This is a genomic window from Gorillibacterium terrae (assembly GCF_051594785.1).
Lineage (GTDB): Bacteria > Bacillota > Bacilli > Paenibacillales > NBRC-103111 > Gorillibacterium.
Genome location: NZ_JBPPGI010000006.1, coordinates 253,525 through 267,548 on the forward strand (window position 1 = coordinate 253,525; position 14,024 = coordinate 267,548).

General features: G+C 57.0%; 18 protein-coding genes. 7 read left to right on the forward strand and 11 right to left on the reverse strand.

Features of this window, described 5'->3' with window-relative positions; all coding sequences use genetic code 11:
- Nucleotides 1-145: 145 nt before the first annotated feature.
- Both ACSEXS_RS19680 and ACSEXS_RS19685 read left to right on the forward strand, forming a co-directional pair.
- A complete protein-coding gene (locus tag ACSEXS_RS19680) occupies nucleotides 146-523 on the forward strand; it encodes a BlaI/MecI/CopY family transcriptional regulator (RefSeq protein WP_438434957.1) in 378 nt (125 codons plus the stop codon).
- 3 nt (nucleotides 524-526) lie between these two features.
- Complete coding sequence (locus ACSEXS_RS19685; protein WP_438434958.1) at nucleotides 527-2,845, forward strand: M56 family metallopeptidase; 2,319 nt, start codon at nucleotides 527-529, stop codon at nucleotides 2,843-2,845.
- Between the two features lie 27 nt (nucleotides 2,846-2,872).
- Here the strand turns inward: ACSEXS_RS19685 and ACSEXS_RS19690 are convergent, their stop codons facing one another.
- Entirely contained in the window at nucleotides 2,873-3,157 is a 285-nt protein-coding gene (locus ACSEXS_RS19690; RefSeq protein WP_438434959.1) for a hypothetical protein, read from the reverse strand.
- Between the two features lie 120 nt (nucleotides 3,158-3,277).
- On the opposite strand from ACSEXS_RS19690, the gene ACSEXS_RS19695 reads away from it, so the two are divergent.
- Both ACSEXS_RS19695 and ACSEXS_RS19700 read left to right on the forward strand, forming a co-directional pair.
- Nucleotides 3,278-3,541, forward strand: coding sequence for a helix-turn-helix domain-containing protein (locus ACSEXS_RS19695; RefSeq protein ID WP_438434960.1), 264 nt, complete (start codon nucleotides 3,278-3,280; stop codon nucleotides 3,539-3,541).
- A gap of 203 nt (nucleotides 3,542-3,744) precedes the next feature.
- A complete protein-coding gene (locus ACSEXS_RS19700; RefSeq protein WP_438434961.1) occupies nucleotides 3,745-4,104 on the forward strand; it encodes a hypothetical protein in 360 nt (119 codons plus the stop codon).
- Between the two features lie 287 nt (nucleotides 4,105-4,391).
- On the opposite strand, the gene ACSEXS_RS19705 is transcribed toward ACSEXS_RS19700, so the two are convergent.
- The 3 genes from ACSEXS_RS19705 to ahpC all read right to left on the reverse strand — a co-directional run bounded on the left by ACSEXS_RS19705 (nucleotide 4,392) and on the right by ahpC (nucleotide 7,273).
- A complete protein-coding gene (locus tag ACSEXS_RS19705) occupies nucleotides 4,392-5,000 on the reverse strand; it encodes a GNAT family N-acetyltransferase (RefSeq protein ID WP_438434962.1) in 609 nt (202 codons plus the stop codon).
- A 161-nt stretch (nucleotides 5,001-5,161) separates the two neighbouring features.
- Nucleotides 5,162-6,697, reverse strand: a complete 1,536-nt coding sequence (gene ahpF / locus ACSEXS_RS19710) for an alkyl hydroperoxide reductase subunit F (RefSeq protein WP_438434963.1) — start codon at nucleotides 6,695-6,697, stop codon at nucleotides 5,162-5,164.
- 12 nt (nucleotides 6,698-6,709) lie between these two features.
- Complete coding sequence (ahpC, locus tag ACSEXS_RS19715; protein ID WP_438434964.1) at nucleotides 6,710-7,273, reverse strand: alkyl hydroperoxide reductase subunit C; 564 nt, start codon at nucleotides 7,271-7,273, stop codon at nucleotides 6,710-6,712.
- A 257-nt stretch (nucleotides 7,274-7,530) separates the two neighbouring features.
- Between ahpC and ACSEXS_RS19720 the strand changes: the two genes are divergently transcribed.
- Together ACSEXS_RS19720 and ACSEXS_RS19725 are read left to right on the forward strand one after the other, a co-directional pair.
- Nucleotides 7,531-7,776: an AbrB/MazE/SpoVT family DNA-binding domain-containing protein gene (locus ACSEXS_RS19720; protein WP_438434965.1), complete on the forward strand. Its 246-nt coding sequence runs from the start codon at nucleotides 7,531-7,533 to the stop codon at nucleotides 7,774-7,776.
- 50 nt (nucleotides 7,777-7,826) lie between these two features.
- Nucleotides 7,827-8,180 (forward strand): type II toxin-antitoxin system death-on-curing family toxin, encoded by a 354-nt coding sequence (locus ACSEXS_RS19725; RefSeq protein ID WP_438435053.1) that lies wholly within the window; start codon nucleotides 7,827-7,829, stop codon nucleotides 8,178-8,180.
- A gap of 87 nt (nucleotides 8,181-8,267) precedes the next feature.
- Here ACSEXS_RS19725 and ACSEXS_RS19730 read toward each other — a convergent pair whose 3' ends face one another.
- The 7 genes from ACSEXS_RS19730 to ACSEXS_RS19760 form a co-directional block, all read right to left on the reverse strand.
- On the reverse strand, nucleotides 8,268-8,600 hold the full coding sequence (locus ACSEXS_RS19730; protein WP_438434966.1) for a pyrophosphohydrolase domain-containing protein: 333 nt from the start codon (nucleotides 8,598-8,600) through the stop codon (nucleotides 8,268-8,270).
- 188 nt (nucleotides 8,601-8,788) lie between these two features.
- The gene (locus ACSEXS_RS19735; protein ID WP_438434967.1) at nucleotides 8,789-9,349 is read right to left on the reverse strand and encodes a CarD family transcriptional regulator; all 561 of its coding nucleotides are present in this window, start codon (nucleotides 9,347-9,349) and stop codon (nucleotides 8,789-8,791) included.
- Nucleotides 9,350-9,579: 230 nt separating this feature from the next.
- Nucleotides 9,580-10,422, reverse strand: coding sequence for a hypothetical protein (locus ACSEXS_RS19740; protein ID WP_438434968.1), 843 nt, complete (start codon nucleotides 10,420-10,422; stop codon nucleotides 9,580-9,582).
- Complete coding sequence (locus ACSEXS_RS19745; RefSeq protein ID WP_438434969.1) at nucleotides 10,419-10,715, reverse strand: hypothetical protein; 297 nt, start codon at nucleotides 10,713-10,715, stop codon at nucleotides 10,419-10,421. The genes ACSEXS_RS19740 and ACSEXS_RS19745 overlap by 4 nt, the downstream gene beginning before the upstream one ends.
- Before the next feature lie 142 nt (nucleotides 10,716-10,857).
- Nucleotides 10,858-11,547, reverse strand: a complete 690-nt coding sequence (locus ACSEXS_RS19750) for a serine hydrolase family protein (RefSeq protein ID WP_438434970.1) — start codon at nucleotides 11,545-11,547, stop codon at nucleotides 10,858-10,860.
- Between the two features lie 126 nt (nucleotides 11,548-11,673).
- Entirely contained in the window at nucleotides 11,674-12,195 is a 522-nt protein-coding gene (locus ACSEXS_RS19755) for a serine hydrolase domain-containing protein (RefSeq protein ID WP_438434971.1), read from the reverse strand.
- 75 nt (nucleotides 12,196-12,270) lie between these two features.
- Entirely contained in the window at nucleotides 12,271-13,098 is an 828-nt protein-coding gene (locus ACSEXS_RS19760) for an AraC family transcriptional regulator (protein ID WP_438434972.1), read from the reverse strand.
- Nucleotides 13,099-13,207: 109 nt separating this feature from the next.
- On the opposite strand from ACSEXS_RS19760, the gene ACSEXS_RS19765 reads away from it, so the two are divergent.
- Nucleotides 13,208-13,882 (forward strand): aspartate/glutamate racemase family protein, encoded by a 675-nt coding sequence (locus tag ACSEXS_RS19765; protein WP_438434973.1) that lies wholly within the window; start codon nucleotides 13,208-13,210, stop codon nucleotides 13,880-13,882.
- Nucleotides 13,883-14,024: the final 142 nt, after the last annotated feature.

Here is a 14,024-nt window from a genome sequence, read left to right on the forward strand (position 1 = left end):
AAAATTTCACATTTTGGTGTAAAATCCGGCATTTTTCCGGCTTATTGTGTCCTCGCCCGTCTAAATTCCAGATGTTGACAACGGAGGATTACAAGTGTAGGATGACGATATCGGATTACAACTGTAGTACAAGGAGGAACCGTCCATGTCCACCGAGCTTCCCCGCATTTCCGATGCGGAGTGGGAAATCATGAAAGTGCTTTGGAGCCGCTCGCCTCAGAGCGCCAAGGACATCATCGCCGCGCTGGACGGCAAGCGCGACTGGAATCCAAAGACGGTCCGGACGCTTATTGCCCGGCTGACCGAGAAGAAGGCGATCGGCTGCTCGCAGGAGGGGCGCGTCTATACCTACTATCCGCTCGTCCGCGAAGAGGATTGCGTCAAGGCCGAGACCCGCTCCTTCCTTCAGCGCATCTACGGCGGAACCCTGCAGCCGATGCTGGCGCATTTTCTCCGCGAGGAAGAGCTGTCGCGGGAAGACATCGCCGAGCTGCGCCGAATCCTCGACGAGCGGAAGGAGTAGCCGATGATATCCCTGCTCGAGGACCTGTTCGTCAAGACGCTTCTGCTCTCTGCTATGGGCAGCGTGCTCTTCCTGCTGATCGCGGCGGTTCGCCTGTTCTTGCGCGGCAGGCTGTCCCCCGGCTGGCTCTGCCTGCTGTGGCTGCCCCTTGTCCTTCGCCTGGCTGTACCCTGGATTCCGCAAAGCCCGATCAGTCTCTTCAATCTGGTGCCGCTGGAGCGCCAGCTCGTCATGGAATCCGCACCCCCGGCTGCCCCTTCCGGCCCGGCCTCTAGCCCCGCTCCCCTTTCTCTGGATCAGACCACGATAGCCGAGCCCGTCCCTCCACAGACCGACTCCTCCGGCAAAGGCTTCGCGCCGGGCACCAACCCGTATCGCACGTCTATCACCCTCGATGGGAAAAAGGGCGTATCGGCCCCCACGGTTAGGGAGCTTCTGGCGGATACCTTTTCCCCGCTGCGGACGCTGGCGCTGGTGTGGCTGACCGTTGCGGCCGGGCTGATCGCGGCTGCGATCCGAAGCAGCCTGCGGTTCGCTGCCAGCGTCCGGCATACGCCGGATGTGGAATCGCCTCCGGTTCAGAGCGTGCTGGAAGCGTGCCGCCGCGAGATGGGCGTCCACACTCGCCTGCGCCTGGCCGAAACCGGCCGGGTCCGAGTGCCGACCCTGTACGGTCTCCTTCGCCCTCGGCTGCTGCTGCCTGAAGGCGCGTTGGCTTCGCTGGCGGAGAGCGAGCTTCGGCATATCGTCCTGCATGAGCTTGCCCATCTGAAACGCCGAGACATCCCGGTGAACGGGTTGGCCAGCCTGCTGCTGGCCCTTCACTGGTTCAATCCGCTGTTCCATTATGCCGCCCGTCTGTGGCAAGGAGATCAGGAAGCCGCCTGCGATGCGCTCGCTCTCTCCCGACTCGCGCCCGGAGAACGCAAGGCGTACGGCTTCACCCTGCTCAAGCTGGCGGAGACGCTGGCGCTTCCTTGCCTCCGCGCCGGTACGGTGCGGCTGGCGGGCGGCCGCCGCGAGTTGCGTAGACGGATGATCCTGATCGCCGCCCCTCGGCAAACCACGGTGGCCGGAATCGCGATCGGGCTGGCGGCTATCGCCATCCTGACCGGCTGTACGCTGACCGGCGCTAGTCCGGGCTCCGCCGGGCAGGCTCCCTCGGCTGCCGGCGCGGCTTCTTCTCCGGCAGCCGCCGGTCCTGCCTCACCCGCCGGTCCCGCCTCATCCGCCGCTGCACCGACCGACGGCGGCTCGCTTTCCCCCGCCTCCGATGGGACGGTTACAGTCCGAAGCGGGGATATCGTCCTGACGGCCAAGCCGACCGGCGCACAGGACATGAGCCATCACGTGACCATCCGCGTGGCGGAAGGTCAGAGCAAGAAGTTCGTCTGGAACTACGGAGGCGGCATCACCGGTGACGCGGGCATCGAAGAAGCCGATATCAACGGCGACGGTGTCAAGGAGATTGTCATCGACGTTCCCATCGGCAGCGGAACGGGCGTCGCCTATCACGAGGTTCACGTCTTGAGTCGGCTTACGCTCTCCGAGCTACCCGTCGAAGACCCGGTGAAGGCCCTGAATGAGCGTCTCCGCTCGACGATTATTCACCGGGAAGGCCGCACCTATATCGATGCGGAGTTGGACGGCAAGCATGTGAGCCGCGTCTATGATTATACGGAAGGGGCCTGGGGCTCCCGGGTCGGCTTCGGCTCCATCGTCTATTATCAGGTCGCCGGGGATCATCTGCGCGCCACGCTCGCCGGTCAGGCGTCCATGAGTGAATTCCCCGTCCAGGTCCTGGCCGATTACGGTCCCGACCTGAAGCTCGCGCATATCACGCTCTCTTACAACGGTGCTGTCCAGCCTCCGCTTACCGAAGAGGACGTACGCAGCCTGCTGCAAGGAAAGCTGCCCCAAGGGGAGTGGACGCTATCGAAAGACGGGAACCAGTACCTTGTGCAGTATCCCGATCCGCCGGACGGCAACGGCCAGGGAATGAGCCTCAGGGTCAATCCGCTGACCGGCACGGTGCATGACCGAACCTCTGGCGCCCCCCAGTTTAGCCTGGCCAACCGCGAGGCGCCCGACCTGCTCCTGATCCGTAACGGAACGGAGTATCTGGCCGAGCTCGATAAGCTGCTCCAGAATGTCCTCGATGCGGGCGGTCTAAAGGCAGCGGGCTCCGATTTAATTAACGGTTTTGTCGGGGATGGGTATGTCCTAAGAAAAGTCACCCGGGACGGCCGTGCCCTAACCGTCAAGATCGATCCATTCACCGGCCAGTGGGAAGAAATCACCGATCCGTTCGCCGGACGCTAACCGAATTAGGAAAAGAGGAGACGGCGCTCATTCCGCGCCGTCTCCTCTTTTCATTGACTCGCTTGTCCCATCCCTCATTTTACCTGCCAGCAAGCTTTTCTCCAGCCTGAGATGCAGGAGCTCCGTTCGCCATTCCTGCTCCATGCCGTTTAACTCCGTTAACAACCGTTCCCCGATTTCCTCGACGAACGCACTACTCCTCGCAATATTTTCAAGCAAAATCCACATGAAACCCTCACAGGCCGTTAGCTTGCCTACCAGCTCATCCTCCTCTTCCACCAATCCTTCGTACATGAACTGTACATCCATCACCTGTATTCCTCTCCCAATAATTTGGAATATTACGTATATGCGTACCAGATGCAATTTCATTATATGGTACGCTTTCGCGTATGGTCAATGACCTTAATTCTCTTCCTTATGGTGATAAAGATGGCGAAGAAAGTGGTAGTTCGTATTTCGGAGTTAGTGAAGTCCCGTCATATGACCCTTCGCGAGCTCTCTCGGCTGGCCGATGTCCGTCATGCCGCTTTGAGCGAGTTGTCCAACGGCAAGCGGGAAAGCATCCATTTTGGACACATTGAACGAATCGCCGAGGCGCTCCAGCTTACCGATATCCGAGAAATTATCGATCTTGTCGAGGTTGAACCAACAAACAAGCAGACAAGAGCCAATCGAACAGGAAAGGGGGACTAACCCCCGTCCGCTTACACCTCGGTACAGTTCCATCCGCTATTCCGCTCTACACCGTCCAACGCTGCAAGCTCCTCCATAAAACGAGCCTCACGCTGCATGTTCCGGCAGAGCCCGCTCATCCGAGTTTATCTCATTCGCCATAGCGACCCTTCGTGGTCCAATGTTCGTATACGGATAAAAGGAAGATCATAAGGAGGCCGGGCATGAGCAAAACGCTGCGAATCCTTTTGGGGGCGTTCTCGTCGGTAGATGTTCTTCTGCTCTCCATTCGGTTTCTTTTCTTTAATCCCTACAGCTCCGGCGAGTTGAACCCGGTAACGGTTCGGTACATCGTATGGTTCCTCATCGTTCCGGCCTTGGTCGCTTTTCTGTCTGTCTGCCTCGGATGGAAACTCCCCTTTGCCGCGATGAGTCTCCTCATGCTGCCCCTCAGTCTTTATTTCGGCGTAGCCGTCATACCTGCACTAGGAAATCTCTATCTGCTAAGTCCGGCGGTAAATGCCATTCTTCTAAAAGCCAGTTGGCGGCCGATTTCCCTTGATAACAGAAGTCCGAATTATTAAGTCATCCATTCATGAAGAAAAGCGTACCATTCGGCAAAGGCCAAAGGGTACGCTTCTTTGCGATAAGTTTTCCGTTTCGATGGATGCGGGACGACCGAGCGAGCATGCCTCTCCAAAAGGTGCCGATTCGTCGTAAGACGGCAGGCCCAAGTTAGGCATAGAGCAGTCCGAGCGTGTGCTTGCGGGGAAACTGTTGGCTCCGGCAGGGGCAGCGGAAGGCGGGCTCGGTTGGCCGCGTCTCCCGCTTCTCTGTCTGCCTGTCTAAACTCATGCATTTCGGTGCCCGCCTAACGGCTCGGCTCCCCCTCGTATTCGCTGCGCAGGATTCCAAAGAGTAACGAATCCACATATTCGCCCTCGTAGCAAAGGTCCTCCCGCCTGATTCCCTCCAACCGAAAGCCATTCTTGCGGTACACCCGCTCGGCTCGGGGATTGAAGCTGAATACGCTCAACTCCACCTTATGAAGCTTCAATTCCTCAAAGCCGTAGCGCAGGAACAGCCCGACCGCTTCGCTGCCGATTCCTTTGCCCTGGCCGGCGGCTCCGATCAGGATACGAAAATTGACATTGCCCGTAGAAGGGTCGTATTCATTGAACACCGCTTCGCCCACCAGCTCGCCGCTGGCTCTGTCGCAGATCGCCAGATCGAGCCGGTCGGTCTGATCGCTCCGGGTCCGGTACCATTGGCGGATGCGCTCCTTTTCCTCTTCGCTGTCCGGCGCCTGGGCTTCCGCTTCGCTCGTTACCGAGCCGGTCAACCGGCGCACCTCCGGCTCCGCCAGAATCTCCAGCATCCGCTGCCCGTCTCCCTCGGAAAACGGGCGAAGAATGACTTTTTCTCCCGTTAAGGTGGGTTTGAGGTGAAATTTCGGCAGGTTTGGGGTTGGGTTCGGCATCTCAGTTCTCCTCCGCGCGGCATTTTTCTAGAATTCTACCATACTTGAACAGCGGGCTCGACCCTTCTTTTCCCAGGCCCTACGAATCGAGACCGAATGAATAAGAAAAGAACCCCTCCAGATCGTCCGGAAGGGTTCTCGGTATTTCGGGAAGGAGCACGTTAATTGCGGATCAAGTAATCGAACGCGCCGAGGGCGGCCGTCGCACCGGAACCCATGGAGATGATAATCTGCTTGTACGGGCTGTTGGTGCAGTCGCCTGCGGCGAAGACGCCGGGAACATCGGTCGCACCGTGACGGTCGACCACGATCTCGCCGAAGCGGGTGCGTTCCACGGTGCCTTCCAGCCAGTCGGTGTTGGGCACCAGTCCGATCTGGACGAAGACGCCCTGCAGCTCGACATGCTGTTCGACACCCGTATCGCGCTCGATGTAGGTGATTCCGTTCACTTTGTCGTCACCGGTGATTTCCTTGGTCTGCACATTCTTCAGCACGGTCACGTTGGGCAGGCTGTACAGCCGTTCCTGAAGGACCGAGTCGGCCTTCAGTTCGGGCAGGAATTCCAGCACCGTGACATGCTTGACGACGCCGGCCAGGTCAATCGCCGCTTCGATGCCGGAGTTGCCGCCGCCGATAACGGCGACATGCTTGCCTGCAAAGAGAGGACCGTCGCAATGGGGGCAGTAGGCCACCCCTTTGTTCTTGTACTCGGCTTCGCCGGGAACCCCGACATTGCGCCAACGGGCGCCGGTCGAGAGGATGACGGTTTTGCTCTTCAGCACTGCGCCGCTCACCAGCTCAACTTCGACGAAATCGGCCTTCTTCTCCAGCCGCTTCGCCCGTTGAACCTTCATGACATCGACGCCGTACTCATTAACATGTTCTTCAAGGCTTGCCGCGAGCTTCGGTCCTTCGGTGTACTTCACGCTGATGAAGTTCTCGATGCCCATCGTGTCCAGCACCTGGCCGCCGAAGCGCTCGGCTACGATCCCGGTGCGGATGCCTTTGCGGGCGGCATAGATCGCCGCACTGGCTCCGGCCGGTCCGCCGCCGACCACAAGGACGTCGTACGGTTCCTTGCCGGCAAGCTCTTCCGCGTCCGGGCGGCTGCCCAGCTGGGCGAGGATCTCTTCCAACGACGAGCGGCCGCTGAGGAAGAATTCGCCGTTCAGGAACACCGCCGGAACGGCCATGATGTTCTTGCTCTCGACTTCTTGCTTGAAGGCGCCGCCTTCAATCATCGTGTGCGAGATGCCCGGGTTCAGAATGCTCATCACATTCAGCGCCTGGACGACGTCCGGACAGTTATGGCAGCTCAGGCTGACATACGTCTCGAACCGGTATTCGCCGCGAATCGCCTTGATCTGGTCGATGACCTTCTGCTCCACCTTGGGAGCTCTTCCGCTCACCTGCAGCAGAGCGAGGACCAAGGACGTAAATTCGTGGCCGAGCGGGATGCCGGCAAACGTTACTCCGCTGTCCCCTGCGCCGGCCTTGTTGATGCGGAAGCTCGGCGTCCGGGGAAGAGAGGTCTTCTCCACCGTGATCCGGGGAGACATGCCGGCGATCTCTTCGACGAGGGCCAGCAGCTCCACGGAGACGGCGTCTGCTCCTGCGCTGACCTGGAGGACGAGATCGCCCTCCAGCAGCTCCAGGTATTGGGCAAGCTGTGCTTTGATATCTGCGTCAAGCGCCATGGGTATCGCTCCTTAGATCTTTCCGACGAGGTCCAGGCTCGGCTTCAGCGTTTCTCCGCCTTCCTGCCACTTGGCCGGGCAGACTTCACCGGGATGATTCCGCACATATTGAGCGGCCTTGATTTTGTTGACGAGGGTGCTGGCGTCGCGGCCGATGCCGCCGGCGTTGATTTCCAGGGCCTGTACCACGCCGTCCGGGTCGATGATAAAGGTGCCGCGGTCAGCTAAGCCATCTTCTTCAATCAGCACGTCGAAGTTGCGGGAGATCGTATGGGACGGATCGCCGATCATGATGTACTCGATCTTGCCGATCGCTTCCGAGTTGTCGTGCCAAGCTTTATGGACAAAATGGGTGTCGGTCGAAACGGAGTAAACTTCTACGCCAAGCCCCTTCAACGTTTCGTATTGGTTCTGCAGGTCTTCGAGCTCCGTCGGGCAGACAAAGGTGAAGTCGGCCGGGTAGAAGCATACCACGCTCCACTTGCCTTTGAAGTTGGCTTCGGAGACTTCGATGAACTTGCCGTTGTGGTAAGCGGATGCGTTGAACGGGAGAACTTCTTTTCCAATAAGAGACATGATCCATTTTCCTCCTTAAATTTGGTTTACACCATCTGATTATACAGGTTTGCCGATCGATTTAAAAATCCGGGCGGCGTTGGCTATAGGAATATAGTATCACCAATTGGATTTCGCATCATGAAGCCACGATGAAGGTGTTATGAATAGCAGATGAAGCGTGCGAAGAGAGAGGAAGACGGGGAGCCCTTTTCATTCAAGCGGATGTGGTTGTATAATTGTTATAACGGTTCAAACGTTAAAAAGGAGTGAGACTCGTGGAACGAAAAGTTGCCAAGTTCGGAAACAGCTTGGGTGTAACGATGACAGACGCTTTGAAAAAAATTGGGCTTGATCAAGGAGATCTGGTCCAAATCGAAGTGAACGAGTCGACCGGCGAAATCATTCTCAAACGTTCAGCCCGCATTCAATTACCTGAAGGCATCGATCAAGCGTTTATGAACTCCTTGGCCGAAGCGATCAGCCAGTACGATCAGACGCTGGAAAGGCTGAAGGATCGATGAGCACCTTTCGCTATCTTACCGTTCGTGAAGTGATCGCGATCCATGCGGCCATGATTGAACGATACAGCCCGGAAGAACCGGCCGGGATTCACGATTACAGTCTTCTGGAATCTGCCGTACTTCGCCCCCAGTCCTCCGCGTTTGCCCAAGACGCCTATCCTTCCCTCTTCGATAAAGCTGCCGCCCTTTTTCATTCCCTCGCCATGAATCATCCGTTTCAAAATGCCAACAAGCGAACCGCTTTTACCGCAATGGTTGTTTTTTTGCAGCTCAATCGCATGTCCTTCCAGATGGCCCCTCGGCAGGCCGAGGAGTTTGTCGTGAGCGCCGTGAATCCCATCCTTCCCTTCGAGGAATTGGCCCGAATCATCGAGCAACATTCGGCTCCCCGTCTCCCGGAATGAGCTTGCGGCCGAACGGCAGATACCGGATAATCGCCCTCTCTCCGGCTTCGGGCAGGTTCCTTGGAGTTTCCGAGGCGCCGCTTCGCTTTATCTGTCCTCGCCGCCGGTGTCGATCAGGTAGATCCGTTCCCGGAAGCCGCCGCGAGCGGCCGCCTTCTTCCGGCGCAGCTCCTCCACCTGCTCCCAATCCGCTCCCTGGGCAGCGGCATAGGCTTGGAGCACCTCCAGCACATCGGCCAGCTCTTCCAGCGCCTCTTCTGATGAATGGGCTGATATAACTTCATCGCTTTCCTCGCGAAGCTTCTTCCCAAGCTCGACCCCATATTCCTCATCCGTCAAGATTCGGGTGCGGCACGAATTGCCGTTTTCCCGAATGATCTCGGGAATGCGGTCGCGGACAAGCTTCTGGTATACAGGCATAACGGACGCTCCTCTCGGCAGTCTATTGGCTCCCTTGATTGTATCACGTCCGAGGTCCCTCTCAGCCGTCATATCCGCGCGCAAAAAAAAGAACCCGCGAGCGCGCCCTGCCGGGCAACCCGCTGATCCTTATCCGACCGCCTTCAGAAGCGGCCGCGATTTATGAAGTTCGTGCGCGATGCCCGGAATCAACGGGCAGAGGGTCCTCCGCTTCCCGCCGAAGCCGCCCGTTCGCTTTCCGCCCGAATCGACTCCACCCGCCCCTGAATATAGGCAGGCACTTCCTCCTTCGGGATGCCCAGCGCCACGGCCAGTTCTCCGTTCAATAGCTCCTCGGCTCTGCGAATGAACGATTCATCCAGGGAGCCGAGTTTTTTGTTCTGCTCCTGGAAGGCCTCCTTCTTGGCTTGGAGGGCCATCGTGAGCTTTACCAAATCCTCGCAGTCATGGGTGTTGATCGCTTGTTCGTAGGTATTCGTCAATTGACGGGTTTCCTTGCCGTCAATGATCTCCACCTGCATCGTCGGAATTTTCTCGATCAGCTGCTCGGCTTCCTCCCGCGTCAGGATGGGCCGCATGAAGATTTTACTGTTCTCCACCGGCGTAGAAATCTGGCAGTCTTGATACAAGGGGTCCAGGATGTAATACATCCGCTGGTCCTCCTCGCTTCCAATCGCCACCGGCCTGATGTCTGCGACTCGGCAGACCCCCGTATTTCCATAATGAATGTAATCGCCGACTCGGTACATTCCAGATGCCTCCTTACCTCATGATGAGGGACATTCCCTCAAGCGCTCGGAGGGGTTAGGAAGTGCCCATGCCCCACGCGGCCCCGGCAGGACCCGCCTGCCGGAACAATCCGCTATCCTTCTATTGTAAATCAACCGGTGGGTAAAGGTAAGTGAAACTTCTGGAGAAACGACAATTTCTGCCTGATCGCAGGCCGACAAGCCGATTTCTGCCGAGCGGAAGTGCGGGATTACGCGGACATCCCCGCCACAAACCGGAACAGCTCGGCCTCCAATTCGTCCAAACTCAGATTGGCCGCATCCCGAAAGCTTTTTCTCGTCAGCAGGTCCTTGATCCACTCGCAGCCCAGGAAGTAGCCTACATCGGAATGCCCGTCGTAGCTGCGCCAGTCTCCGAAGAAATCTGCCGTGCTTTCCTCGCCGTCCATTCGCCTGATCCATTCCCGGAACAGAGACTCGCGGTGCTCCTCGCACCAGGCTAGCCATCCATCCTTATCCTGATGATAAAACCCGAAATCTCCGCAGAGGAGCTGTTCCGCATACATGGCCATCCCCTCTTCGTACAGCTGGCGCATGGAGTATTCCCGAGGCCCCGCTGCTTCTAGAGCCGCAACCGTCCGGAGAGTCCCGTGGCAGATATGCCCCGCCTCGTGGTAGAGCAGAGCTTTCATGGCGGTCTCGTCGGTCCAGCCGAGCTCGACGATTTTTTCGATCCCCAAGAGAATCACCTTGCGGTTCTCCAGCTCGGTTGCCCAGCCCGCTCCGTTGCAGAGCCCCAAATACAGGATGATATCCACCTGCAGATCCGGGCAGCCGATTAGGGCCAGCCGTTCCGGCAGCGGCCGGAGAGCGGCCGCGAAGGACCGCTGAACTTCCTTCAGCTTTTCCTTGTCGGCCAAAGCTGCCCGGATAACCGGAAGGATTTCTCGTTCATATTCGTAGGACGAGGCATCGTCCCGGACCTTCTTGGGCAGTGCCGGCGAGATACGGCCCGCGTAGTCCTCCCAGGCTTCCAGGGAAAAGGAATCTGCCTGCAATCGGCAGACCTCTTCTACGGTGTCGACCGCTTTCATCGGGCTTCCTCCCTCTCAGGGCATTCACTCTCCCGGAACTCGGCGGGAAGGGACATGCTTTGGATTTCCTGCACCCCCGGCACGAATCCCAGATTAAAGTACACGGCCTCCGCATCGTTGCCTTCCATGACATACAGCCGGAGCAGGGGATCTTCCCGAAAAAACCCGTTGTATGCCATATGGTAATAGACCGAGCAAGAGCGCCCCCATTCTGCGGGCTCCGCCCTGCGAATCGAGAATCCATCCGATAACTCATAGAGAACGGCATCGACGGACCAATCGTTCCATGGCATCCGGCATTCCTCCTGTGCGTTTCTTGGTCGTTGGCAGCCCAACTTGCCCGGCTCCATCCCATAATCCTATCAGCGGGCCCGGTCCAATCCTATGCCGCAAACGGCTTAGACCAATCTCGCCGCTTCCCATTCGCAGGACGCGTCACCGGAGATCAGGGTCCGGCAGCTTTTCATAAGGCAATTCCAGGGTATCCCACGCGTAGACGACGTTCCGGATTTGCCCATCGGAATTCAAGTGGAACGAAAAGGTGCTGTCGCACTGCTCACAGGCCAATACCACGAGCCCCTCCGCTTCCTTCACCAAGCTTAAGGTAAATTTCTGCCTTTTGGACTCCTGGATAAACAGCCGGTCCACCTGGAGACGTCCGTTCTCGAACGAGACGGCGAACCGCCAGCCGGTCGGCGGAAAGAAATAGTCGCCGGTCAAATGCTTGTACTTGGCATAGTCCGCACTCTCCCGAACCTCCGGCGCCACCGTGACTTGGATGTCTTGACCCAGCAGAATCGCTTTGATTCCTTGGGCAATGCGCCCGATCGGCACGGCATCGTTGTTCGAGAGCAGGACAACCGTATAATCGCCCGCCAAGTAGCGATGTACACAGCAGGTGTACCCGTACAGGTTGCCGTTCACCAGAATTTCGTCCACCGGGTCGCCGTTGACCGAGCACCCATAGCCCATTGAAGCGCCTGTGTACCACAGAAACCCATAGGAAGTGATCATCTTATCATAGGAAGCTTTCGTTATCAGTGTCCCCGCTGCCAAAGCCCGGGTCCATATGACCAATTCATCGGCATTGGAATAGAGGAACCCGCTGCCATATGCTCCGGACATCTCGTAATACTCCGCTTGTACGATCCCTTCTCCGGAGCACGAATAGCCATAGGCCTTATGAGGGATGACGTCTTCGTTGTGGCATACTCCGGTAACCTGCAGCCCGGCCGGATTAAACAAATAGGTTTAGTAATAAGCTTCGATGTCCATTCCCGAAACGGCCTCCACCACTTTGGCCAAGAGCACGAAATTGGAATTGCTTTTCTCCACACCCTGCCCCGGTTCAAACTGCAAAGGCTCGTCGTCCAGCCATTCCAGGATCCGCTCCGCCGACAAACGCTCCCTGGGGTTATACTTCGCAAGCCCGGTGTAATCCGGTATTCCCGACGTAGAGGACATCAGGTGATGAAGCGTCAGCCGCTCGGCATAGCGATACGCGGGGACATAATCCTTCAGCGGGTCCTCCAGCCTCAGCTTGCCCGCATCGACCAGCTGCAGGATGGCGGCTGCCGTAAATTGCTTGGTCACGCTGGCGATGGGATAAATCGTAGAAGCTTCATTGGGGATTCGGTATTCATAATTGGCGTAGCCATATCCCTTTCTCAGCAGGACCCGGTCTCCCTGAGCGATGACCACCGATCCGCAGAACCGGTCGGCGTCCGACCACCTGTCCATATAACGCTCCAACTGCTGCTGCATTGCCTTCATCCAAACCCTCTCCCTTCCGCTCTATCCATCAGAGTACCAACGACGCCCCTCGTCCGATTGTACAAAACGGACAGCTTACATCCGGGCTTTGAGGTAATCGGAAGGAAGGCTGGAGCAGAACGCTTGAAAGTCCCGGATGCCATGGGCCTGGTCGTAATACCCGCTGAGAAGGGCAGCCTGGGTCAAGGTCATCCGCTCGTCGCTTTTCAGAAGCTTCAGCATGTGCTGAAACCGGATGATTCTGGAGAAGGTCTTGGTTCCGACTCCCGTCCGCTCATAGAAAATGCGCGTCAACTGCTTTTCGCTGATCGCCTCTCTGCCCGCAATCTCCTTGACGCGGATATTTCCCTTTGCCCGATAGATGTGTTCCAGGGAGTTGCGGAACGTATCCTCCCATACCCAGCTACCGCCTACTCGAACAAGGAGGTATCGTTCCACCTGCCAAACCGCTTCGTCGATGGAGAAGGCCCCGACGAGCAGGTCCCTCAGCTCCTTTGCCAATCCCTTGGCCACCTCGGGAAGGCTCACGATTCGGTTGGTGAAAAAGGTTGCGGGCTCCCTGATCAGATTCTGCAGTCCTCCCGGATAGAACCGAATCCCGAACGTTTCGATCCGGTCATATTCCATATCGACCCAAGCCGCCCGATCCACCGTACCGACGACAAACCCTTCGATATCCGGTCCGGACCGATCGAGTCGGAAGATGAGATCCTTACATCCATCGGGAACGATTACCTCGGTACTGTCTGCACCTTCCTTGTACGAAGAACCGATCTGTACCGCGTGCCAATAGCAGAAGATGAACTTCCTGAGCTCCGGCGTCGGCTTCCATTCGCGATACCTTTCCGGGGAACTCAGGTTAGCGGAATCCGCCTGCACAGGGATATACGAACATGGCTTCATTTGGCGTTTGACCTTCTTTTTTGGGGAATGGGATGGTGTTGAACGTCTGGTAAAAAGGATGGGAAGGCCCAAGCCGGCATGTTATTCTCTATACAAAGGCGGTGAACCTATGAAGAAACGAATTGGCTGCTTGCACGCCCACTATTCAAATATCGAGTACATTCAAGATGCTCTCTCCTCGGAGGAGCGGGAACTGGTTCATTTTGTGGACCCCGGTCTAATGAGCAGAATTCTATCGGATCCGGATTTTGATGAAGCCCAAGCCAAAAAGAAAGTCATCGAACAAATCGAATGGATAGCCCATGCCAATGTGGAAGCGATCCTCATCACCTGTACGAATTACATTGCTCTTCTTGATGAGAACCGACTGACTGCCTCCGTTCCGATCCTAAAAATCGATGAGCCTTTCTTTCATTCCGTCTGCCGTCATATAGGACCGCAAGTCTTGTTATTCACCAATCCGGCAACCGTCGAAGGGACCATGAGCAGGCTTGCCGATTATGCTGCAGCTCAAGATAAGCCGCTTCGCCATGTGGAGGCGCGTGTCATCGGGAATACCTTCGAGCTCATCCTGCAAGGAAAGAAAGAGCAATATGTTGAGGAATTAACCAAGCACCTAAAGGAAATCGTGGCATCCGAAAAAAACAAGAGAATTTCGGTTGCCCAATTGTCGATGGTGGAAGCGGCCGTTAACGTTCAGCGAGAATGGTCTGTGGCAATCGGGAATCCTTTGGATTGTTTGAAAGCGCAGTTCGATGTCCAGTCCGTTAGAGAAGGGGCCTGAGGAGCTTGTTCCAAACCTTCTATTGAGGTTCAGCTTTGGAATGATCATTATGTGAAGGGTCTACTCCAGAATACGTGAACAGACCCCTGTCCCTCAATCCGTTGTTTCAAATATCCACAATCGGAATTCCTTTCAGTCGGGG

Bases quoted from the DNA above. Each gene is read 5' to 3' on its own strand.
- ACSEXS_RS19730 (WP_438434966.1), bottom strand. From the start codon at position 8,600: ATGCCTGTATACCAGAAGCTTGTCCGCGACCGCATTCCCGAGATCATT.
- ACSEXS_RS19695 (WP_438434960.1), top strand. From the start codon at position 3,278: ATGGCGAAGAAAGTGGTAGTTCGTATTTCGGAGTTAGTGAAGTCCCGT.
- ACSEXS_RS19740 (WP_438434968.1), bottom strand. From the start codon at position 10,422: ATGAAAGCGGTCGACACCGTAGAAGAGGTCTGCCGATTGCAGGCAGAT.
- ACSEXS_RS19680 (WP_438434957.1), top strand. From the start codon at position 146: ATGTCCACCGAGCTTCCCCGCATTTCCGATGCGGAGTGGGAAATCATG.
- ACSEXS_RS19760 (WP_438434972.1), bottom strand. From the start codon at position 13,098: ATGAAGCCATGTTCGTATATCCCTGTGCAGGCGGATTCCGCTAACCTG.
- ACSEXS_RS19705 (WP_438434962.1), bottom strand. From the start codon at position 5,000: ATGCCGAACCCAACCCCAAACCTGCCGAAATTTCACCTCAAACCCACC.
- ACSEXS_RS19735 (WP_438434967.1), bottom strand. From the start codon at position 9,349: ATGTACCGAGTCGGCGATTACATTCATTATGGAAATACGGGGGTCTGC.
- ACSEXS_RS19765 (WP_438434973.1), top strand. From the start codon at position 13,208: ATGAAGAAACGAATTGGCTGCTTGCACGCCCACTATTCAAATATCGAG.
- ahpF (WP_438434963.1), bottom strand. From the start codon at position 6,697: ATGGCGCTTGACGCAGATATCAAAGCACAGCTTGCCCAATACCTGGAG.
- ACSEXS_RS19685 (WP_438434958.1), top strand. From the start codon at position 527: ATGATATCCCTGCTCGAGGACCTGTTCGTCAAGACGCTTCTGCTCTCT.
- ACSEXS_RS19700 (WP_438434961.1), top strand. From the start codon at position 3,745: ATGAGCAAAACGCTGCGAATCCTTTTGGGGGCGTTCTCGTCGGTAGAT.
- ACSEXS_RS19725 (WP_438435053.1), top strand. From the start codon at position 7,827: ATGATTGAACGATACAGCCCGGAAGAACCGGCCGGGATTCACGATTAC.
- ahpC (WP_438434964.1), bottom strand. From the start codon at position 7,273: ATGTCTCTTATTGGAAAAGAAGTTCTCCCGTTCAACGCATCCGCTTAC.
- ACSEXS_RS19745 (WP_438434969.1), bottom strand. From the start codon at position 10,715: ATGCCATGGAACGATTGGTCCGTCGATGCCGTTCTCTATGAGTTATCG.
- ACSEXS_RS19755 (WP_438434971.1), bottom strand. From the start codon at position 12,195: ATGAAGGCAATGCAGCAGCAGTTGGAGCGTTATATGGACAGGTGGTCG.
- ACSEXS_RS19750 (WP_438434970.1), bottom strand. From the start codon at position 11,547: ATGTCCGGAGCATATGGCAGCGGGTTCCTCTATTCCAATGCCGATGAA.